Genomic DNA, 24365 nt, shown 5'->3' with positions numbered 1-24365 from the left:
TGTTTTTTGTTTTTAAAATAAAAGGACTGTTTATTTTGATTCGATAATTTCAAGATCAGTAACCACTTTCTCTTTTCCTTTTTGAATGCTTATTTTATTCACCGAAATTGGAAGGTAATAGTTGCCGTTTTTGGCTGGTTCCAATTTTAATTTTTTGTCTTTATTTTTCCAATTATCAGCAATTGCTTTGGTTATGGAAAGATAATAAACATGTTTGTTCAATCCTTTTACAGCCTTCACTTTCTGAGAATAAACCACTTCTTTCAAGCTGTTCTCAATTTGCAAAAGCACTTCTGCATCTCCATTCGAATAAAACCAAATCTCTGCTTTTGGCTCTGAAGCCTTAGCCCAAGAACTCCAGCTGTTTCCCCATTCTTTTGTTTTTTTTATCTTTTTAAGTTCGAAAACATGAAGATTTTCCGCTACAACTTTATCATTCAGTTGTTGCACTTGATCCAAATTGACTTTATACACCGAACGACCGTGAGTTCCTACCACTAAATCTTTTGCTTTCTTTTGAATCACTAAATCGTGAACGGCCACGTTTGGAATTCCATTAGAAAAATCATCCCAAGATGTTCCTTTATTTAATGAAACATACAAACCGTTATCCGTTCCCAGATATATAACATTCTCGTTTACATTATCCTCCACAATTACATTCACTGGACTTGCAGGTAAATTATTGGCGATATTTTTCCACGTTTGACCAAAATCATCTGACATATAAACATAACTGGTAAAATCATCATTTCGATACCCGTTCAAAGTCGCATACACTCTTTCTTTCTTATGTGCCGAAGCCACGACTCTGGAAACCCAGCGGTTTTGGGGTAAATTTCCCGAAATTTTGTTCCAAGTTGCACCGCCGTCTTTCGAAACATGAATCAATCCATCATCACTTCCTGTGTATAGTAACCCAAACTGCAAGGTACTTTCACTGATAACAGCAATTGTTCCAAAAGCAACATTTCCTTCTTTTGCTCCTTGCGTTAAATCCGGCGAAATAGCCGTCCAAGTTTCCCCTTGATTCATCGAACGATGCAAGAAATTAGATCCCATGTATAAAATATCCTGATTGTGTGAAGACAATAAAATAGGCGTTTGCCAATTGAATCGAAAGGGCTTTTCGTCCTTTTTTGGCTTTGGCGAAATATACTCCCGCTTGTTAGTCGCACGATCAATTCTGTAATAATTTCCAAATTGAAACCCTGTAAAAACAATATTGGGATTCCTTTTGTCAATTTGAGTCTGCATTCCATCTCCACCCATCAAATTTTCGTAAGGATATTTTCCGGTTTGGTACCATTCTGAGGAATATTTATAATCACTTGGACCAACCCAAACCCCATTATCCTGCATCCCGCCATAAATATTATACGGTTCTTGCTCATCTACATTTACTGAATAAAACTGACTCACTGAATGCGAATTACTTTTCACCCAGTGCGCTCCATCATCATACGAAATATTCAAACCTCCATCATTTCCATTGATTAAGTGCCCTGATTTATTTGGGTTCACCCAAACAACATGATGATCCGAGTGAACATTTTCCTCGCTTATGGAGGTGAATGTTTTTCCGCCATCATTTGATTTTATAATGGGCACACCCGATAAATAAATTTTATTGACATCGTTAGGATCAACTGAAATAACACTGAAATAATACCCGTACGAATAAAAGAAATCATCGATAAAATCTTGATGGGTCTTTGTCCAGTTTTTCCCGCCGTTACTTGATTTGTATACTTCGGCTCCAATTACTTCTGTTTCCGCTAAACTATTAATCGCATCCAAAACCACTTTTGCTGCTTCGTTAGGTTGTAAATACCCGTTTTGAACCCAGTGTTTGATATTTTCGGCTCTGTATTTTTCGGTTAAACCGTAATTCTTTAAAATAGAATTCAGACTTTTATTAGGTAATTTTAAGAATTCGTCCCCCGGCATAGAAAACGCAACCGGTAACGAATTACTTTTTTTGGATTGTAACGGTCTTTTGAATTGGTTGTCCAAAATGGCATACACATTTTCATCGTCATATACCGCTAAACCAATCCTTCCAACGCCTTCTCCAACCGGAAATCCGCTTTCAGCATTCGTGAAAAGTTTCCATGTGAATCCCGCATCTTCACTTTTATAAATTCCCGAAGTAGCACCGCTTCCTATAAAATCCCACGCTTTTCTATCTTTACTCCAAGAAGCCGCATATTGAACTTTGAAATTTTTTGGTGAAACAGCCACATCTATAATTCCCGTTTCATCATTGATATAAAGGGTTTTACTCCACGTTTTCCCACCATTAGTCGTTTTGTAAATTCCTCTTTCTTCATTTTTTGAGTACAAATGACCCACGGCACCCACAACAACTTCATCTGGATTTGATGGATTTATCAAAATTCTGCTGATGTGATGGCTGTCGTGCAATCCCATATTTTGCCAAGTCTTTCCTTTGTCTTCGGATTTTAAAATTCCAATTCCGGCGTAAGACGATCGCGACGAATTGACTTCGCCAGTTCCTACCCAAATCGTGCCTCGTTTCCAGTCTATCGCAATATCACCCACATTTTGCGTAGGCGCCGCATCCATAACAGGCAAAAAACTCATTCCGTTATTATTCGTGTACCAAAGTCCGCCTGAAGCATAGCCCACATAAAACTCGGTTGGATTTTCGGGGTTTACATCCACATCTACCACTCTTCCGCTCATCACCGTTGGACCGACATTTCCGAAAGCAACATTTTGAAAAAGCGATTGTTTCTCCATTATTTTTTTGGCTTCCAAGGCTTGCTGAATCGCTTCGGCAGAAACTTGTCCCCAGGAGACACTATGTGCAATAAGAGCCGAAAAGAGTACTATTTTTTTCATGTAAATTTATTTGAGTTGGAAAATTAATCATAAAAATAGTTATCTGAAAATTTTATCGTGTAATTAACATCCGTTTCTCTCAAAGTTAGTATTTTTGATTATTCAATATTATAAACAAATTGTTATAAAATGAGCGTAGCCAGAAATGGTATCAATACGAATCCTAACGCTCTGTGAACTACACATGATCCATAAAAAACAATAAAAATCAACACATGAAATACCATCAAATTGACAGTGATTTATTTATAAAAAACAGAGCAAAGTTCATGGCTCAGATGAAGCCAAAAAGCGTTGCTATTTTTAATTCTAATGATATTTATCCCGTTTCGGCAGATAGTACGTTGCCATTTGCACAACACCGCGACATCTTTTATCTGAGCGGAGTAGATCAGGAAGAAAGTATTTTATTGCTTTTCCCGGATGCGCCTTACGAGCACCAAAGAGAAATGGTATTCTTGAAAGAAACCAGTGAGCACATTGCGATTTGGGAAGGCGAAAAACTGACTAAAGAGCGTGCTTTTGAAGTAACAGGAATCAGAACTGTGTATTGGTTGCAGGAATTTGAAAAAGTCTTATTTGAGATGATGACGCACGCTGACACGATTTACATCAATACCAACGAGCATTACCGCGCTACTGTAGAAACCGAAACTCGTGAAGCCCGTTTTGTAAAATGGTGGAAAGACAAATATCCGGCACATGCTGTTGCAAAAAGTAACCCAATATTGCAACGCCTTCGTTCTGTAAAAGAAACCGAAGAATTGGATTTAATCCAAAAAGCATGTACTATTACGGAACTCGGTTTTAGAAGAATATTGCCTTTCGTGAAACCAAATGTAACCGAATACGAAATTGAAGCCGAGCTAATTCACGAATTCATTCGCAACCGTTCCAGAGGTTTTGCCTATACGCCAATTATTGCTTCCGGAAATAATGCTAATGTATTGCATTACATAGAGAACAATCAACAATGCAAAGCTGGTGATTTGATTTTGCTGGATGTTGCGGCTGAATATGCCAATTATTCCAGTGACATGACGCGTACCATTCCGGTTTCAGGAACGTATACCAAAAGACAAAAAGAAGTGTATAATGCCGTTTTACGCGTAAAAAATGAAGCGACTAAAATGCTGACAACAGGTACACTTTGGAAACAATACCATATCGAAGTTGGGAAATTAATGACTTCAGAATTGCTAGGTTTGGGTCTTATTGACACAGCCGATGTGCAAAACGAAAAACCGGAATGGCCCGCTTACAAAAAATATTTCATGCACGGAACATCACACCACATGGGGTTGGACACGCACGATTATGGAATCCTCACCGAACCCATGCAAGCGAATATGGTTTTTACCGTAGAGCCTGGAATCTACATTCCTGCCGAAGGTTTCGGAATCCGTCTGGAGGATAACATTATCGTTCAGGAAAGCGGCGAACCATTCAACATGATGCGCAACATCCCAATTGAAGTAGACGAAATTGAAGAATTAATGAACAGTTAATTCCTCAAAAACGTATAAGGAAATCGGTTTACAGCAATGTGAACCGATTTTTTTTGGGCGCTACCCAGCCTCCGTAAACTCCGGCTGCGTCGGGCTATTCGCTGCAAATGAAATTCACTGAACTCCTATAAAAATAAATGTACGGTGAAGTAATCCCTTGCGCACTTCAACGAGAAAATCTACAATTCCAAAATCCATGGTAAAGCTGTAACTTTTTAATCATCTTACCGACCTATTTAAAAACAAAAAATATTTTAAACCATTAAGTAATTAAGAAAAATTAAGCTCTGATTCTAAATGAAACTTAATTTCTTAATGGTAAAAATCTTTTAAACAAAAACTTAAAGTACAGAAATCATGCAAGCACACGAAATAGACTACCACATTTACGGCGAGGAAATGCAATATGTGGAAGTAGAATTAGACCCACAGGAAATTGTAATTGCCGAAGCCGGAAGTTTTATGATGATGGACAATAATATCCAAATGGAAACTATTTTTGGAGACGGTTCCGGACAAGAAAACGGATTGTTCGGCAAACTTTTAAGTGCCGGAAAAAGAGTATTGACCGGCGAAAGTCTTTTTATGACCGCGTTCATCAATCAAAATACTATCAAAAGCAAAGTTTCCTTTGCCTCACCGTATCCCGGAAAAATAATCCCAATTGACTTAACGCAATTTGACGGCAAATTCATTTGCCAGAAAGATGCCTTTCTCTGCGCCGCTAAAGGTGTTTCTGTTGGAATCGAATTCTCTAAAAAACTCGGTCGCGGATTGTTTGGTGGCGAAGGTTTTATCATGCAAAAATTAGAAGGTGACGGTCTGGCGTTTGTGCATACCGGCGGAACATTAGCCAAAAAAGAATTAGCAACAGGCGAAATCCTAAAAGTCGATACCGGTTGCATCGTAGGTTTTACCAAAGATGTGGATTACGATATTGAGTTTATTGGCGGGATCAAGAATTCTATTTTTGGTGGCGAAGGATTATTTTACGCCACGCTTCGCGGTCCGGGAACAGTTTACGTGCAATCGTTGCCTTTCAGTCGACTCGCCGACAGAATCATCGCATCTGCTCCCAGAGCTGGCGGAAACAGTCGCGACGAAGGCAGTTTATTGGGCGGTTTAGGCAGTTTACTCAATGGTGATAAACGATTTTAGTTTACAAAGTATTTTGTCCAATTGTCATTCCGACAAAGGAGGGGTCTCATTATAAAAGTCAAGAATGTGATTTCTCCTTCGTCGAAATGACAAAACAAAAACACTTTTTGTTTACTAATTCTGCTCAAATATTTTTTTTAATTTTTATTGACATTTTTTAGTCTAATCCATACAAGAATTCTAAAAAATAATATGACACATCTGTTTAAAAAAAAATTAAAGTCCTAATTTTACAGTCGTTCGAAACAAACCCAAAAAAGGGAAACAAATTCTCTTTAAAAAACACCATCATCTCCTATTGCGATATCAGGAAAGGAACCGCTATTATTTTGCCTCATGGTTTTCTAGAGAACAAAACGATGAGGGGTTTTACACTCCGAAACGGAATGCTTGAATTACATACAAAGAATGAAATGTTCAAAAACTTCTGAGATTGATCTTGGATTGGTAATGTGCTTTGGGGAAAATCCAGAATTGAAACGTATTATACATACAAACAATAAAAAACATAACAAATAAAATTAGAGATAATCTGTAAAATCAGAATTGTCCGCAGGCTAAATTTATGAAACTATTCATCACAGGAATTGGTACTGATGTAGGTAAAACCATCGCGTCAGCCATTGTAACAGAAGCTTTAGAAGCTGATTATTGGAAACCCATTCAAGCGGGGGATTTAGACAACTCAGATAGTCATAAGATTAAATCGTTTTTGTCCAATAAAATGACGGTAATTCATCCCAACGGTTATGCCTTAAAAACGCCTGCAAGTCCTCATTTTGCTGCAGAACGAGATGGAGTTGTTATTGATTTAAAGAAAATTAGGGAACCTCAAACAGAAAACCACTTGGTTATTGAAGGTGCAGGCGGTGTTTTTGTGCCGTTAAACGCTAAGGATTGTGTTGTAGATTTGATTCAGCCCGATTACAAAGTGATTGTGGTTTCCCGACATTATCTGGGAAGTATCAATCATACGTTATTGACCATTGAAGCTTTGCAAAACCGAAAAATTAAAATCGCCGGAATTATTTTTTCGGGCGATGAAAATAAGGCTACTGAAGAAATAATTCTGAGTAAAACGATTGTAAAATGCATTGGACGTATAGCACAAGAACCATATTTTGATCAAAATGTCATCCAGGAATATGCAGCTTTATTTCGGGAGCAGCTATTGAGTTTATAAAATCTTTGTGAAACTTTTTGCTTTCTCTGTGTATCTTTGTGGAATATATTATTTAAAATGACTTTAACAGAAAGAGACCGCCAATATCTATGGCATCCGTATACCCAACACAAAACGGCAGGGTTGCCAATTGCCATCAAAAAAGGGAAAGGCGCTTTGCTTTGGGACGAAAACAATAAAGAATATATTGATGCGATTGCCTCTTGGTGGGTCAATCCGTACGGACATTCCAATACATTTATAGCCGATGCGATTTACAAACAACTCACCACATTAGAGCACGTATTATTTGGCGGATTCACTCACGAACCAGCTGTTTTGGTGGCAGAGAAGCTAATGGAAATTTTACCTAAAAACCAACAAAAAATATTCTTTTCCGATAATGGTTCTACGGCTGTTGAAATTGCGATTAAAGTTGCCCTACAATATTTTTTCAATAAAGGAGAAAAGAGAACGGTGATAATTGCTTTTGAAAATGCGTTTCACGGAGACACTTTTGGTGCTATGGCCGCAAGTGGAATATCGTTTTTTGTGGAAGCATTTAAGGATTCTTTGATTGAAGTGATTCGGATTCCGGTTCCTGTTAAAGGGCAGGAAGAGCAAAGTTACAACGCTTTACGTCATGTAATAAAAAACAATAATTGTGCGGGTTTTATTTTTGAGCCATTGGTTCAGGGAGCTGCAGGAATGGTGATGTACGAACCAGAATCGTTAGATAAATTAATGCGAATTTGTCAGCAGAATAATGTACTGACTATTGCAGATGAAGTGATGACCGGCTTTGGGAAAACCGGAAAAACGTTTGCAACGGATTATTTATTAGAAAAACCAGATATGATGTGTTTGTCTAAAGCGTTGACCGGAGGAACAATTCCGATGGCGATTACGACTTTTACGCAGGATTTATTTGATGCTTTTTATGATGATGATATTAATAAAGCGTTGTTTCATGGGCATACATTTACAGCAAATCCTACCGGTTGTGCAGCGGCTTTGGCCAGTTTGGAATTGCTGCAAACGAATGAAATGCAGGCGAATTTAATTCGGGTCAATCAAAGGCATCTGAACTTTCAGGAGCGCATCAAAAATCATCCAAAAGTTACTGCAACCCGAGTGCTGGGCGTTATTTTTGCTTTAGAAATAAAAACCGAAAGTGCTGCCAGTTATTACGGAAGTTTACGGAACAAACTCTATGATTTTTTTATCGAAAACGGAGTGATTCTGCGTCCTGTTGGTAATATCGTTTATATCTTACCGCCTTATGTTATTACCGATGAGCAATTACAAAAAGTGTATGAAGTGGTCGAAAAAGCGTTAGAAATAGTCTAGTTTTTTGGCTGCAGATTAGAAAATCCGTTTTTATCGGTTCAGATCCGTGTGCTATTTTTTGGCCACAGATTAAACGGATTTTCACTGATTAAAAAAAATCCGTTTTTATCGGTTCAGATCCGCGTCATTGGTGTGCTATTTTTCCGCAGATTGAACGCAGAATGTAAATAACTTTGCGACCTTTGCGAAAAATAAAATAACTTGTCAACAACAATCTCCATAACTGCCATAGCTTCCCTTTCTCCATTAGGAAATGCACCTGAGGAAATTTGGAAAAAATATCTCGATAAAAATCATTGTTTTTCCGAACATTTTTTAGACCAAAAAAACACATTTGTAGCCAAAATTGATGCTGATTCTACTGAAATAATTCGCAAGTTGCAACAGTCAGATAACAAATATAAATCCTTGGACCAATCCGTTTTGTACGCTATGGCGGCTTCGCGGCAAGCGATGCAAAATGCAGGCTGGAATTCAAATGACGTTTTTGGAATCAATATTGGTTCATCTCGCGGTGCCACGGATTTATTCGAAAAGCATTATCAGGAGTATTTAAAAACAGGAAAAGCACAAACATTGGCTTCTCCAACGACCACTTTGGGCAATATTTCCTCTTGGGTGGCACATGATTTGCAAAGTTCTGGCCCTGAAATTTCACATTCTATTACGTGTTCTACTGCGTTGCATGCCGTGTTAAACGGAGTGGCGTGGCTAAAATCGGGAATGGCAGATAAGTTTTTAGTAGGTGGAACTGAAGCGCCTTTAACTGATTTTACGATTGCCCAAATGCGCGCCTTGAAAATTTATTCGAGTCGCGCAGAAGAATATCCCAATCGGGCTCTTGATTTAGAAAAAAAGCAAAACACCATGATTCTGGGTGAAGGTGCTGGGGTGTGTTGTCTCGAAATTGGGGAAAAAGAAAACGCCTTGGCCTACATCGAAGGAATTGGATACGCTACAGAAATTCTGGAACATAGTATTTCTATTTCGGCAGAAGCGACCTGTTTCCAGAAATCCATGAAGATGGCACTTCAAAATACTGATTTGTCCAAAGTGGATGTGATTGTCATGCATGCTCCGGGAACTGTAAAAGGGGATTTGACCGAATATAAAGCGATACAGAAAGTTTTTGGTGAAAGCCTGCCTTTGCTCACTACCAATAAATGGAAAATTGGTCACACCTTTGGTGCATCAGGGATTTTGAGTATGGAATTCGCTATTTTGATGCTGCAACACAATCGTTTTATCGGAGTCCCTTTTGCAAAAGCGCAAGCACAAACAAAACCGATTAAGAAAGTATTGATTAATGCCGTTGGTTTTGGAGGAAACGCGGTAAGTGTTCTTTTGAGTGTATAAGGATGCCATTTATAAGAGGTGTTCTTTTTAAAAAAGTAGCTACGAATTACTCTAATTTCACAAATTTTGGTAATCAGTGTTAATTGGTACGATCTGTTTATAAAGGTCAAGGTTTAATGGCACGCAGATACCGCAGATTTAAGCGGATTTTTATTTTTGTGTGGAATACCATTTGAATGAAATCAAATAATTCCATTGTCGGTTTTGGTTTTTTTTCAATGTGACTTAGAACTGAATCTTGGGCTAAAATGAATTGTTTTGGAGTAGCTTTTTCTTTTGCAAACAAAAAAAATCAGCGTTAATCGGTTTTATCCGTGTCATCCGTGTTCCAACTTTCCAGTTCTTTTGCTTTTTCGTAGACTAAATTACTTTCGTAGCCTTTTCGGAGCAAATAATCACAAAATTTTTTTCGTTTTTTCAACCGGTTTGCTTCCCGAATGGCCTCCCATTGTTTTTGGGAAATGCCGTCAAAGGTTGCGGTATATTCCTCATGCGTAATTTCTTTGAGTGCCAGATTGATATTGTATTGTGTGATTTTTCGGAATTTTAATTCATTGATAATTCTGATTTTGCCCCAAAACTTGATGCGGTGTTTTCCTCTGGCGAAACTGCAGGCAAAACGACTTTCATTCAGGAAATTACTACTGATCAGATGCACTACAATCGTATCGATTTCATCAGAGTCCATTTTCATGCTCCACAGCTTTTGTATTACTTCTTCGTGACAGCGTTCCTGATAAGCACAGTAGTGTTCAATTTTAGGAATGGCTGTTTTTAGGGTATATATGGGATTCATTTTTTTGTTTTTGCGCTTGTTCTTTATGGTTTAAATAGGTTCAAGCATTCTCATTGTGGGTTTCAAAAATAAGATATTAAATTTAAAGTGTCGCAGGACGGGAAACAGGAATTTATTTTTTGTTGTTTTAGCTAGGAAAAAGGCTTAGGGTTTGAAACAAAGCGACTGTTATAAAGCCAGTTAAGATGGTGTGAATGATTTTTTAAGAGAAATGGTAGAAGATTTTTAATAGTTAAAACATGTATTTCAACAGAATATTTTGCGCTTGGTCGATTAAATTAGGTTTTATTTAAAATACGGAACGATATTACCAGAATAGTTGATTTTACTTATTTTTTGTATTTAAAAGAATTAGAGATTTAGCTGTAAGATGCTTAAATAAATATCATAACATGAATAAAAAATTACTTTTATTAATTGCATTCTTTTTTAGTTTTGGTTTAGGTTATGGTCAAGTAGTAAATTACTCTTTTTCGCAAGCTAGTGGTACCTATGCAGCTTTAAATGGTGTGTTGATTAGTCCTTGGGACGATTTTGTAAGCGCGAATACCATCGAAATTGGATTCTCATTCAATTTTAATGGAATTAATTATACTACGTGTTCTGTTAACTCTAATGGGTATATCACCTTCGGCACCACACTTTCTTCCGCTACAAGTTATACTCCTATATCTTCAAATACTGGTTTTGAGGGTGCAATTAGTGCTTTGGGAATGGATCTGTTTAGTGCTAATTCTCCGATAGTTTATAGTTCAATAGGAAGTGCACCCAATAGAGTTTTTGTATTGCAATGGACCAACGTGCGTCGATATGAGGGTAGAACGGCTAGAAATGGTGACTTCAATTTTCAGATTAGATTGAATGAATCATCAAATACAATTCAAGTAATTTATGGTGGTTGTGCTACAACTTACGCAGGTAGTCTGACTGCTCAAGTTGGATTACGTGGATTAAATAATACTGATTTAAATAATAGATTAGTAACTAATAACTGGCCTACATCTACTGTAGGGGTTAATAATACCGCTAGTTGTAGAACAGGTAGTGGTTCAGGAGAACTGCCGCTTAATGGTTTAACCTATACATGGACACCAAACCCTATCATAACTAGTTTTACACCAAGCAATGCTTGCGCTGCATCTGGAGTTTCAGTAATTATTACAGGAAGAAATTTTACAGGAACAACGGCAGTAAATTTTAATGGGATTCCGGCATCATTTACAGTAAATAGCAATACACAAATAACGGCTCAATTACCAGCTACAGCCACAACTGGATTTATAACTGTAACTACTTCTGGTGGGACGGGGACGAGTCTTAGTAGTTTTACGGTAAGTACACCTGCAGGAGATCAAATATCTTATGGTAATAATTCCTGGTTAGGTTATGTGTATGCTAACACAAATGGAAGTCCGCCTAGTAATGCTTTTACAACTACCTATAGGGGGTATGTTACGCAAACGGAGAATTTTGATTTAAATTTAGTTGACGGAGCGCTTTCAGGGCCTAATGTATGTGGTAGTTATACTGATAATTTTGCGGTACGATTTAAAATGAATAGAAACTTACCGGCAGGATGCTATACATTTACAGTAGGTGGTGATGATGGGTATCGTTTAAGTTTAGACGGAGGTCTAACGTATGTTATAAATAACTGGAGCGATCATTCGTACCAAGAAACAACCTCTACGGTTTACCTTAGCGGGACTACTAATTTTGTGCTCGAATATTATGAAAATTTAGGGCAGTCACGTGTGCGGTTTTCATCCACATTTTCAGCACTTGGGATACCTGTTGTGGGAGCCATAACGCAACCTACTTGTGCACTAGCAACTGGAAGTGTTTCATTAAGCGGTTTGCCAGCAACTGGATCTCGAACCATTATTGCAACTCCAAATACAGCAGGCTTGACAGGGTTAACGGGAACGGGAGAAATTACAACTGTTGGAGGTTTGGTAGCAGGAACAACCTATACATTTGCAGTTTCAAATGGAACGTGTACGTCCTCAGTGAGCTCTAATGTTGTAATCAAGCCATTGCCATTGGTAGCTTCATTCAATGGGACTTGGACAAATGGTCCGCCAACTATTGAACAAAGCATCGTTTTTTCAGGTAATTATACCTCCATTGGAAACCTAGAAGGCTGCGATTGCACTGTAAACGCTGGAGTTAAGGTATTGGTCAAAACAAACCATGCTTTGAAAATAACGAATGCCGTAAAAGTAAATACAGCTCTGGGTACCAGTCTGACATTCGAAAACAATTCGAGTCTGGTACAAGTCAATAATGATGCGGTAAATACAGGAATCATTACCTATATTCGAAACAACAACATAACTCGGGAGACGGATTATACGTATTGGTCCTCACCTGTAGCAGGGCAAAAATTGTATGATGTCTCCCCTAAAACACCTTCGGATTACTTTTATTCATTTGATGCAGTTGTTGACAATTGGAATCATGAGGATTCAATGAATGTTATGGCAATAGGAACGGGTTATATTATCAGAGGGCCAAATTATGGTACGACACCACCTCCATTATTTTATGAGGCACCTTTTGTAGGAAAACCAAACAATGGTAAAATAGAGCTTCCGGGAATTATTGCAGACCGATCGTATCTTTTGGGAAATCCGTATCCATCAGCATTAAATGCAAATACGTTTATAAATAATAATAGTGATGTGCTAGATGGGACGCTTTATTTTTGGACTCACATGACTCCAATAGGAACAGCTGTCTTTAATCCCGGAACGGGAGTGTTCGCGTATTCATCAAATGATTATGCTACCTATAATCTCACGGGAGGGGTTGCGACTAATCCAGGGAGTGCAACATCACAAAACGTTAGTGATAAACCAAGTGGTAATATAGCGGCAGGCCAAGCCTTTTTTACCAGTAGCAGACTTGCTCCAACAAAAAATAGTATTGTATTTGATAATTCTATGCGAGTAGGTTTGAACGAAGCAATATTGGATAATTCGCAGTTTTTTAAAGTTAAAAATGCTGCAAAAAAGACAAATACAGTAGAGAGACATCGGGTTTGGCTAAACCTTACCAATACGGAAGGTGCTTTCAAGCAAATACTGGTTGGGTATCTGGATGGTGCTACTAATGAGTATGATTCTTCTTTTGACGGACTAAGTTATAACGGAAACGAGTTTGTTGATTTCTATAGTGTTATTAGCGATGAAACGTTAGCCATACAAGGAAGGGCTTTACCTTTTGATGAAAACGATATTGTGCCATTGGGATATAGTTCTGTAATTCAAGGTAGTTTTTCAATTGGTATTGATGAGGTCGATGGGATTTTTAGTTCTCAGAATGTTTACCTTGAAGATAAAAGTAACAATAGTATTTATGATCTAAAAAAAGCAGTTTATACTTTTAGCACTGAAAAAGGAACCTTTAATGATCGTTTTGTATTGCGTTATACGGACAGGACATTAGGAGTTGGCGATTTTGATACTGCCGCGATGCAGGTTTTAGTATCTGTAAAAAACAAGCAGATAAAAATCAACTCATCAGTAGAAACTATTGATAAAGTTTTTATTTATGATGTGCTGGGCAAGCAAATTTATAAAAAAACAAATGTTGATAACACTGAATTAGTAATCCCAAATTTAGGATCAAGTGAGCAAGTTCTAATTGTAAAAACAGTGTTGCAAAATGGAGAGACAGTTACAACAAAAACGGTGTATTAAAAGCATCATACAACAATACATTCCAAGCCCATTTTGTGTAAACAAAACGGGCTTTTTTTGTTTAAATAGTTTTTTGAAGCTATTTGTATGTTGATTTGCTCTTGTTTTTGGACAAAACCACCAATTAATTTTAAAAACGGTTCTCGATACACGTCACTTCAAATGCGAAGCGTATCGAGAAGTTTTGTTTCGTTTTGCTACACAAAAAAATATGCGAACTGACGTTTTTAATAATTGTACCCAACGGGTTGTACTAGTCCGAATGAATACCGAATGTTTTTTTTGACATAAATTTCCAAAAATTGATTGCATCATTATATTGAAAATCGGTGCTAAGCTGTGGGGTCTGTGTCCATTTTTAAAAAAAATAGAGGAATACCGACAAGCATATGAAAAAAACAAGAGCCTAATTCAGTGTGTTATTTTTAGTTTAAATATCACTAAATGTGGGTATTGTGATTGCAAAAGATTGTATTTACTTTTATAAAGTTATCGCTGATATTTCTTTATCAAATGAATTTCAACAAAAAAAGCAACAATTTAAAACAACCCATATGGCACGTAATCTTTTAGTACAGTCATGAATTTTCGGAGAGCTCAAGCAAACGCCGGAAATTCAATTTTAGACATCAAAATACGACACTTTACTATTTTTTTCTTCTTCCTTTTTATTAATGTAGCTTTTTCACAACAAGGAAAGTCAGATGTTGCATTCAACACGTATGATGACGGTTTGCAAGGCGATGGTTTTGATGGAACCATAAGAACTGTTGCTTTGCAAACGGATGGGAAACTAATTGTTGGAGGTGATTTTTTAAATTTTAATGGGGCTTCAACTCCATATTTGTGTAGGTTACTGCCGGACGGTTCCAAAGATCTTTCGTTCAATTTAGGTTCGGGCATCGAAGGCAAAGTATATTGTTCCTTAATACAACCGGATGGGAAGATTATTTTAGGCGGTTCTTTTGTAACCTTTAACGGTGTAAATGTTGCAAAACTAATCCGTTTAAATGCTGATGGAACTAGAGATGTAACTTTTAACTCTTCTGCTGGGACTACCAATAATATAATATATTCATGCGATTTGCAATCAGATGGTAGTATTGTAATTTGTGGCAGTTTTACCGGTTACAACGGAGTTCCCGCACCTAGGGTAGCTCGAATTTTGCCTAATGGAAATATTGACACAGGCTTTGCAATAGGTAGTGGCGCTGGCTCCCTTGTTGAAGAAATCAAAATTCAAGCTGATGGTAAAATAATTTTGGGAGGATCTTTTACTTCCTTTAATGGAACTGCTTGCGGCAGAATAATTCGATTGAATAGCAATGGGACTGTTGACGCTACTTTTGTTCAAGGAGCCGGTTTTGATGATGATGTGTCAGCACTCGCGACACAAGCGGATGGGAAAATTTTAGTAGGGGGTGTTTTTTTAAATTTCAATGGTGTTAAAACCAGTAGAATAATTCGTTTGAATAGTGATGGCTCGCTTGACGCTACTTTTAGCACTGGCTCAGGGTTTAGTGGGGGTGTTGTAGCGGTTGTGAAACTAAATCCGGCTGGAGGTGTTTTGGTTGGGGGATCTTTTACGGGGACTTATAATGGAACAGCTGTTAATAGATTAGTTTTACTGGAAGCAAATGGAGTTATTAATCCTGCCTTTGATATTGGGGCAGGCCCGTTTTCGGCATCCGTTCTTGATTTAGCTACTGCATCTGATGGTTCTTGGTACGTTAGTGGGTCGTTTTCTATTTTTGATTCCCAAAATCAAGGACGTTTGGCGCGAATTGATGCCTTTGGCGCTTTAGACATTGGATATCTTACTGCTGGAGTTGGTTTTGATAATTCTGTTTTAAAAGTAAATGCGTTATCAGATAATAAAACGATGGTTTTTGGAAATTTCACCAAATTCAACGGAACGATGTGCAACCGAATTGCAAGGTTATCAGAAGACGGAGCAATTGATGTTTCTTTTAATAATTCTGGTGCTGGAGCCAATAATTCTATAAAAACCGCTATTGTACAACCGGATGGCAAAGTTGTTATTGCAGGTGTTTTTACATATTATAATGGTGTCGTAAGGAACAGGATTGCCAGGGTTCTGGCAAATGGAGACATTGATGCGGTTTTCTCTATTGGAACCGGATTTAACAATCAGGTGTATGCTTTGGCGGTACAACCTGATGGAAAAATAATTGTCGGTGGAAATTTCACAAGTTACAATGGGGTTTTGAAGAATAGAATCGCTCGATTATTACCCGATGGAACTTTAGACTCCAGTTTTAATACCGGTTCTGGAGCTGATGCTATCGTAGAAAATATTTTATTGCTACCCGATGGAAAAATTGTTTTAGGCGGCCAGTTTTCTTTTTTTAATGGGATTTCGTATAATCGGATGGTTCGCCTGAATGCGGATGGAAGCATAGATCCTGGATTTTCTATAGGAACTGGTTTTGACAAAAATGTGTATGCAATAGCACTACAATCAGATAATAAACTGATTGTTGGTGGGACATTTACAACATACAAAGGCGTTTCCGCAAAAAGAGTGTTGCGATTGAACAGTGATGGGAGTTTAGATATCACTTTTGCAACGGGATTGGGATTTAGTAATGGAGAAATTAGGGCAGTTTTAGTCCAGCCCGATGATCGCTTATTAATTGGCGGAACGTTCTCCGGTACATACAACGGGACAGCTGTGAGGCGAATGGTTCGGTTGCTAGCAACGGGAGATGTTGACACGACATTTTCGGTAAATTTGAATAATACGTTGTTTAGTATTTGTTTTACTCCCAATAATAAAGTGCTTATTGGAGGAAACTTCAATTCGGTTTCAGGTGTAACTAAACATCGAATAGCCCGAATTAAACTCTGTTCCAATAGCTCCGTTTGGAATGGGAGTTCCTGGAATAATGGAATACCATCTGCTGAAAAGACACTGCTTTTTCAGGGAAATCACCCCTCATTTACAACAGTAAACTCCTGTTCTTGTTTCATTAGTGCAGGGAACACGGTTACAATTCCGGCAGGAAATACGTTAGGATTGGTTTTCGATTATTCTGGTTCAGGCACATTAATTTTAGAAAACAATGCGGCATTGTATCAATATGAAGATCAGGTCAGTAATTCCGGAGTGATTCAATTAAAAAGAAAAACAACGCCCATTCTCCTCACAGATTATACCTATTGGTCGTCGCCTGTTTCAAATCAAAAACTGATTGATGTTTCTCCTGATACGCATTGGGATAAGTTTTATTCCTTTGATGCTTCAAGGAATTCATGGGCTAATGAGATTTCAACAAACGTAATGTCAGTTGGTAAAGGATATATTATTCGTGGTCCGAAAACTTTTTCAGAAACGAGTGCAGCAAATTATGAAGCTATTTTTGCGGGAGTTCCCAATAATGGGTTGGTGTCAGTGCCAATTGCGGCCACAGGTACGTCAAATTTGATTGGCAATCCGTATCCTTCAGCGATTAACGCAGATTTGTTTATAATTGCAAACAAAGAAACTATGGATGGAACTATTTATCTCTGGACACACAATACGGCTATTAATAAGAACGTATATACTTCAGATGATTATGCGGTGTATAACTTATTGGGAGGCGTTGGTACGAGTGCTGCAACTAATTCAGGCGTTAATAATACTAAGCCAGACGGGAAAATAGCTTCAGGACAATCTTTTTTTATGACGAGTATCAATGGTGGTGGGACAGCTATTTTTAATAACAGTATGCGTGTGATTGGTCAAAACGCTAGTTTTTTTAAATCAAGTGCCATTAATAAATCAAAATCTGAGGCTATAGAAAAAGACCGAATTTGGTTAAATTTGAGTAATAATGAAGGTGCTTTCAAACAAATCTTAATAGGATATGCAACGGGAGCGACAAATGATTTTGACCGTTCTTTTGACGGTGAGAGTTTTGAAGGAAATCAATATTTAGACTTTTATAGTAGGAGTCAAGATAAGAATTTAGTAATTCAGGGGCGTGCATTACCGTTTGAAGAGACGGATGAAATAAAATTAGGTTTTAGCAGTAAAGTAGCAGGAACTTTTATCATTAAAATAGATCAGACAGATGGAGTGTTAGTCAATAAAAATGTTTTTATTGAGGATAAATTAAATAATAATCTTGTTGATATAACAAACGAAAGCTATGCTTTCACTACTGCTGTGGGAATATTTGATGATCGTTTCGTTTTGCGATATACAAATAAAACCCTAATTTCGGATGAATTTATAAAAGAAGATGAATCTGTTTTTGTATCGACTAAAAACAAAGAGTTGCAAATAAAATCAACCAAAGAATTTATAGAGCAGGTTGTTGTATACAATTTAGCAGGAAGTACAATTTATCAAAAAAACGAAATCGACAACAATGATTTCTCAGTTCTGAATTTACTTGTTGGTCATCAAGTTGTGTTGGTAAAAATAGTTTTGCAGCATGGAAGGGTTGTTACCAAGAAAATAGTGTACTAAAATAGAAGCCTAAAAAAACCATCTTGCTCCTGCAAGATGGTTTTGAGTCTTTATTCAAAAACGAAGATTATTTCCCTTTGCCAGATGCTTCAAGGTTCTTCTCGATGGTATGTCCTGGTCGTGACCATTTTGGTTTTTCACCCAAGGGAGCAAATTGAGAATCTACAGCTTCAACGGTTTGAGGCTGAGAAACTTTTGTAAAGGGTTTTTGTGGATTTAACCCTAACATTTCAAACATTTTCATGTCTTCATTTACGTCAGGATTTGGAGTGGTCAATAACTTATCTCCAGCAAAAATGGAATTGGCACCAGCAAAAAAGCACATGGCTTGACCTTCACGACTCATGTTCATTCTTCCCGCAGAAAGGCGGACTTGGGTTTCTGGCATGATGATTCGGGTTGTGGCTACCATTCGGATCATTTCCCATATTTCAACTGGTTTTTCTTCTTCCATTGGCGTTCCTTCCACAGCAACCAAGGCGTTTATAGGCACTGACTCCGGTTGTGGGTTTAAGGTAGAAAGTGCGACAAGCATTCCAGCTCGGTCTTCAATACTTTCTCCCATTCCAATTATTCCGCCGCTACAAACAGTGACATTTGTTTTACGAACATTTTCTATAGTTTGCAAACGGTCTTCAAATCCGCGGGTCGAAATTACTTCTTTATAATATTCTTCAGAGGTGTCTAAATTATGGTTGTAAGCATATAAACCAGCTTCTGCCAGTCGATGTGCTTGGTTTTCAGTGATCATTCCAAGGGTACAACACACTTCCATATCCAGTTTGTTTATGGTACGGACCATTTCCAGTACCTGGTCAAATTCAGGACCATCTTTTACATTTCTCCAAGCGGCGCCCATGCATACACGGGATGATCCGCTTGATTTTGCACGCAAAGCTTGTGCTTTTACCTGACTTACTGACATTAAATCATTGCCTTCAATTTCAGTATGGTAACGCGCTGCTTGCGGACAATAACCGCAGTCTTCAGGGCATCCGCCAGTTTTTATGGATAAAAGGGTAGAAACTTGAACCACGTTAGGATCATGGTGTTCTCTATGAATAGAAGCTGCTTCATACAGCAAGTCCATCATAGGTTTGTTATATATTGCGATAATTTCGTCTTTGGTCCAATTGTGTTTTGTAATGCTCATTGATACTATTTTTTGATGGCTCAAAAGTAGTTAAATTGTTCTAAAGAACCAATGTAATACCATTGAAAAGCCGGTTCTGAAAATTTTAATAGCCAAATTAAGCAGATGTATACCGGTGTTTTTATATTCCATAAATTCTGGGCGTAGTATTGTAGATACAGCGGTTTATTGATATAGCGGATTTTAAAATTTAATAATACCGTCGCAAAGACCAATACTAATTGTGCTTTGCGACGGTATTAGAGGAAGGATTAATTTAAAATATAGGTTATGATTCAGCTCCGTGTTTGTCTGATGCATAGCGGGGGTCCCAATACAACATAAGCATAAAGGTGACAACTACAGCGGATACTATCCCTTCAAAAAACAAAGAAATGGAATACGTCATCACCGACGGATCCCCGCCAAATAAAAAGGTTTTGGATAGTGATCCCACATAAGCATCACCACCTTTGGAATAACTGTAAATAATTAAGCCAATAATGCTCAAAAATATTCCTGTAAGCGCCGTTAATAATGCTGAAACCGCATTAGAAACTAATATTGTTTTGTTTTCGGAAAAATTAGCCTTTAGTGTTCTATGGGCGCCGTAAAAGACAAACAACACGTTAAATAAACGCAACAAATAAATATCTGCCAGGCCTAAAAGTTCCATTATTAAGAAATAAAGACCAATTCCTATGAAAATAATGAATCCGTTTACTAATTCTTTAGGTAGTTTCATACAGTTAGTTTTAAAATTTAAAAATGATACATTTCTTATAAAAAGCATCCTATTTTCAAATTTACAGAAAAAATAGTAATGTTTTATGAAAAAATCAATATTTATTCCAATAGGCAAGTGCTGTTTTTTTGTCTTTTTCAAGTTGTTCTTTTAGTACGTCAACTGATTCGAATTTTTGTTCGGAACGAATTCTTTGAAGTATCGAGACACTAATATCTTGATTGTATAAATCAGCATCGAAATCAAAGTAATGAATTTCTATCGACTGATTTTGTCCATCAACAGTAGGATTGAACCCAATGTTCATCATCCCGAAAACCGTTTTTTGATTGATACTACTTTGTACAATGTACACTCCATTTTGTGGAATCAGTTTGTAGTTTTCTTCAACTTTTAAGTTAGCCGTTGGAAAACCGATAGTCCTTCCCAGCTGTTTTCCTTGAATGATTTTCCCAGTGAGTGAATAATCATAGCCTAAATATTCATTAGCCAGCGCCATATCACCTTCTAATAAGGCCTTTCTGATTTTAGTGGAACTCACGGAAATGGCATTGATTTCCTGAACGGATATTTGTTCTACTTCAAAATTATACTCTTTTCCAAAGGCGATAAGATCGTCAATATCAGCTGTTCGGTTTCGTCCAAATCGATGGTCGTGGCCTATTATTATCTTGTGGATGTGAAAACGATCTACGAGAATAGTACTTACAAATTCTTCGGCAGTCAATCTTGAAAAAGTTTCGTCAAAAGGATGGATGACAAGGTTTTCGATACCAATTTTTTCCAACAAATCAATTTTCTCAGTGATAGTGTTGAGTAATTTTAGATCAGAATGTTCCTGTAAAACCATTCGGGGATGCGGAAAAAAAGTAAGTACCAGACTTTCGTAATTCTCGTTTTCCGTATTTTGGGTCAGTTTATTCAGGATTTTTTTGTGCCCAATATGGACACCATCAAAGGTACCCAACGTTAGAATTGTTTTTTTTGGGGAAACGAAATCGTTTATAGAATGAAAAATCTTCAAAGCAAGTGTTTTATAATGGTGCAAATTTAAGGTATACAATTGATATAATTAAAAAAGGATTGAAAAGTTCAATGCTTTTTTAATGTATTATAGACTTTAATTTATTTTTTAATAAACGGAATAGTAGTCGTTTCAGATTGATTTTTCGATAATTTTAAAAAATAAATACCTTGCGATAAATGGGAGACGTTTATCTGAAGATCCTCCGCTGATTCTATTTTTTTTGATTTTAGGATCTGACCTAAAGTATTGATAATAGTGTAAACCTCCGGAGTATTGAGTTTGTTCTCACTAACTACGTTCAGTATGTTAGAGGTGGGATTTGGGTAGAGGTAAACCGAATTTAATTTTTCTATATCGACGGTAGATAATGATCCAATTCTAAAACTTTTAGATTGGGTTCCCCCAAAGGCTCCTCCGGTAGCAATAATTTCATTCGTAGGGGTTGATACAGTGTAAGAGCCATTTCCGAAATCACAACAGATACCATCATCTTGAGTATCAAATATAGTAAAAGTGTAACAATCATTGCCTGCGAGATCGAAGGTTGCCTTGATTGGATCAGGAAGCGGCCCGGTTTCTGGAAGATCTGTATAAGGGCCTCCTTTGTATAACACGGTTCCGGCTGAATTTGTAAGATTCCAGGTGGTTTCTGAACCATAATAGTCTTGTTGTAAGGAGAAAACTACTGTATTGCTGGCGTAATTTTTTGTAATGTCAAAATTTATAGTATCGCTGTTGTTGGCGCTGTTTTGATCCGTTTTCCTATTGGTACTAGTTATTGTACTGCTGAAATCATGATTGCCTCCAGTAGTAGTCAAACTATTTAAAGTAATATTTTGGGATTCGTTATTTGCCAGGCTTCCAGTCCAATTATAGGTTTGCAGGTTGTTATTATCAATTCCATAACTGATTGAGGCTTGAGTCAATGTTGCGCTGCCTTTATTCACGATTCTAATAACAGGAATAAAGCTAGTGCCGCAAGGAGGAATGTTTAAGTTTATAACCATTGTTGAAGCATCATTGGCAAAGATGACACCCGGGGTAAGTGCATCCGAAGTTTTCAAAGAAGCCCGTCTTACGGAATTATTCATTACAGTAATCATTCGTGCTTTTTGATCTGCTGTAAAGATGTTCATACAAGTGTCATCCGTATAGTCCATATAATTTTCAACCATATCTAAGCCTGGGGATGCGGGACAGGAATCAATATTTGATGGGCAGCCCGTGTTTTCTTGTCCTGCATTAGGCGTATCTTGACAAAAATCGTCTACATCACAGCCTCCGTCTCCCCAAATGTGGCGCAGCCCAAGCCAGTGTCCTACCTCATGGGAGGTTGTTCTCCCTTTGTCATAAGGAGTAGTGTAGTTTCCTCCGGTAAAATAACTGGATGAACCAAAAAAAGTATAACCAATCACGACACCGTCAGTGTTAGCGAAGCCTTCATCTTGATTTATTCCCGGCAGTCCGGAAGCACTAGGAAATTGTGCGTATCCCAAAAGATCGGTTTTGGTAAATTTGACTACCCAAATATTAAGGTATTTTTCAGGATTCCATTGTGTTTGGGGTTTTAGAGAGCCATCAATATCGACAGTAGACCAGCTTTCTCGCCCTAAGTTTACATGGTTTATCCCGTTTGATGAAATGCCCGATGGATCTCGTTTAGCCAGTGCGAATTCTATTTCTACATCAGCTCCTACAGAATTGGTGTTGAATCCTGGAGTGTTAGCTTTTTTTCTGAAATCTTCGTTGAGTACTTGAATTTGAGAAATTACTTGTTCATCAAAAATATTTTCATCACTGCCTAAAAGGTCGCCATTATGAATTACATGAACGACAACCGGTATGGTGATGACTGCATTTGTTTTGAATCCTTGTGCAGCATTCTTTTTTTTATTTTTTTCGAGTTCAATCTTTGGTGCTATCCATTGTTCAAATTCAGCAGTAGATATTCTGTTTGGATTTTTGGATTTTAGGTATTCTTCATATTCTGTCGTGGCACATCGAATTACAGAACCTTCCGGAATGATTTTATTTTTGCCAAAAAGAAGCGCTTTTGAAGGGGTGTTATTTACTTGTGCAAACGTAGGATTGATTGAAAAAAAAAAGCACAGTGTAATAAAAAAAATAATTTTTTTCATATTATGGATGTGTTTAGAAAAGGGTAATTCAATGTGTTGATTTTTAGTGTGTATTAAAAACATGCATTAAAATTAATTATTATTTTTATCTAATACAAATTAAAAAAAACAGAGGCGTACAAAGGAAGCATATTCCTTTTTTTATTTCCCGTTAAATGTGGTCATGGTAATTTCCAGTCCGGAAGTTCCAAAGGATTTTATGATTTCGGAGGCTAATTCCAGTCGTTCCGTAAGCGCTGTTTTTTCAGTATCATCCCAGTCGCCAAGGACATAGTCAACTTGTTTTCCTTTTTTGAATTCGTCACTGATCCCAAAACGGAATCGGGCGTAATTTTGCGTATTCAATACCAGATTGATGTTTTTGAGTCCGTTGTGTCCGCCATCGCTTCCTTTTTGTCGGATGCGAATGGCTCCAAAAGATAGATTCAAATCATCGGTGATCACCAGAATATTTTCAAGTGGAATATTCTCTTTTCCCATCCAGTATTGCACGGCTTTTCCGCTCAAATTCATATATGTGTTGGGTTTGAGTAGCAAAAAAGTTCTTCCTTTGAATTTGTATTGGGCCAGTGTACCCAGTTTTACGGTTTCGAAAGTAACGCTTTCTTTCCGGGCGAGGAAATCCACGATTTTAAAACCAATGTTGTGGCGAGTGTTTACATACTCGGCGCCAATGTTGCCGAGTCCTATTATTAAAAATTTATTACTCACGTTTTCTATATTATTTTTTTGGTGTTCGAGAGCCTCTGATTTCCTACAATCTGTATTATTCTCAGTTTTTGTATGCGAGAATAAATTTGAAATCCATTTTATCATACTGCAAAAATAGACTTAATTAGAATAGTGTACTATTAGATTTTTAGAAAATCGGTATTGGGAACAAAATAGTTCTGGATAGCCCTGATGGGAGTGGCATCCCGCGCTTTTTGGCGTGGATACAA

At 37.4% G+C, this 24365-nt stretch carries 14 protein-coding genes; 7 read left to right on the top strand and 7 right to left on the bottom strand.

The features are described from left to right. Positions 1–30 precede the first annotated feature (30 nt). Entirely contained in the window at positions 31–2868 is a 2838-nt protein-coding gene (locus EKM03_RS10605; RefSeq protein ID WP_126561284.1) for a sialidase family protein, read from the bottom strand. Positions 2869–3083: 215 nt separating this feature from the next. Here EKM03_RS10605 and EKM03_RS10600 point away from each other — a divergent pair, with 215 nt between their 5' ends. The 5 genes from EKM03_RS10600 (at position 3084) to EKM03_RS10580 (ending at position 9402) form a co-directional block, all read left to right on the top strand. Next, positions 3084–4376 carry an aminopeptidase P family protein gene (locus tag EKM03_RS10600; RefSeq protein ID WP_126553033.1) on the top strand — a complete coding sequence of 431 codons (1293 nt, stop codon included), beginning with the start codon at positions 3084–3086 and terminating at the stop codon, positions 4374–4376. Positions 4377–4733: 357 nt separating this feature from the next. Continuing rightward, positions 4734–5534, top strand: a complete 801-nt coding sequence (locus EKM03_RS10595; RefSeq protein WP_126561283.1) for a TIGR00266 family protein — start codon at positions 4734–4736, stop codon at positions 5532–5534. 565 nt (positions 5535–6099) lie between these two features. Then, positions 6100–6717 (top strand): dethiobiotin synthase, encoded by a 618-nt coding sequence (gene bioD, locus EKM03_RS10590; RefSeq protein WP_126561282.1) that lies wholly within the window; start codon positions 6100–6102, stop codon positions 6715–6717. 57 nt (positions 6718–6774) lie between these two features. Then, positions 6775–8046, top strand: a complete 1272-nt coding sequence (bioA, locus tag EKM03_RS10585; RefSeq protein ID WP_126561281.1) for an adenosylmethionine--8-amino-7-oxononanoate transaminase — start codon at positions 6775–6777, stop codon at positions 8044–8046. Between the two features lie 201 nt (positions 8047–8247). Beyond that, entirely contained in the window at positions 8248–9402 is a 1155-nt protein-coding gene (locus EKM03_RS10580; RefSeq protein ID WP_126561280.1) for a beta-ketoacyl synthase N-terminal-like domain-containing protein, read from the top strand. Positions 9403–9700: 298 nt separating this feature from the next. On the opposite strand, the gene EKM03_RS10575 is transcribed toward EKM03_RS10580, so the two are convergent. Further along, positions 9701–10198, bottom strand: coding sequence for a regulatory protein RecX (locus tag EKM03_RS10575; protein WP_126458127.1), 498 nt, complete (start codon positions 10196–10198; stop codon positions 9701–9703). A gap of 392 nt (positions 10199–10590) precedes the next feature. Between EKM03_RS10575 and EKM03_RS10570 the strand changes: the two genes are divergently transcribed. Further along, on the top strand, positions 10591–13902 hold the full coding sequence (locus EKM03_RS10570) for a T9SS sorting signal type C domain-containing protein (RefSeq protein ID WP_126740399.1): 3312 nt from the start codon (positions 10591–10593) through the stop codon (positions 13900–13902). Between the two features lie 580 nt (positions 13903–14482). Next, positions 14483–18382, top strand: coding sequence for a T9SS sorting signal type C domain-containing protein (locus tag EKM03_RS10565; RefSeq protein WP_126740397.1), 3900 nt, complete (start codon positions 14483–14485; stop codon positions 18380–18382). A 67-nt stretch (positions 18383–18449) separates the two neighbouring features. On the opposite strand, the gene bioB is transcribed toward EKM03_RS10565, so the two are convergent. From bioB to pth, 5 genes are all read right to left on the bottom strand, one after another. Continuing rightward, positions 18450–19535 carry a biotin synthase BioB gene (bioB, locus tag EKM03_RS10560; protein WP_126458136.1) on the bottom strand — a complete coding sequence of 362 codons (1086 nt, stop codon included), beginning with the start codon at positions 19533–19535 and terminating at the stop codon, positions 18450–18452. 268 nt (positions 19536–19803) lie between these two features. Continuing rightward, on the bottom strand, positions 19804–20259 hold the full coding sequence (locus EKM03_RS10555; protein WP_126458139.1) for a hypothetical protein: 456 nt from the start codon (positions 20257–20259) through the stop codon (positions 19804–19806). Positions 20260–20353: 94 nt separating this feature from the next. Then, complete coding sequence (locus EKM03_RS10550; protein WP_126561277.1) at positions 20354–21283, bottom strand: bifunctional riboflavin kinase/FAD synthetase; 930 nt, start codon at positions 21281–21283, stop codon at positions 20354–20356. Positions 21284–21384: 101 nt separating this feature from the next. Beyond that, entirely contained in the window at positions 21385–23424 is a 2040-nt protein-coding gene (locus tag EKM03_RS10545) for a M43 family zinc metalloprotease (protein ID WP_158616370.1), read from the bottom strand. Between the two features lie 141 nt (positions 23425–23565). Beyond that, positions 23566–24240 carry an aminoacyl-tRNA hydrolase gene (gene pth, locus EKM03_RS10540; RefSeq protein WP_126553053.1) on the bottom strand — a complete coding sequence of 225 codons (675 nt, stop codon included), beginning with the start codon at positions 24238–24240 and terminating at the stop codon, positions 23566–23568. Positions 24241–24365: the final 125 nt, after the last annotated feature.

Source organism: Flavobacterium sp. GSP6 (assembly GCF_003984855.1).
Lineage (GTDB): Bacteria > Bacteroidota > Bacteroidia > Flavobacteriales > Flavobacteriaceae > Flavobacterium.
The sequence above is the reverse complement of the archived record's forward strand: the minus strand, read 5'-3'. Positions and strand labels throughout refer to the sequence as shown.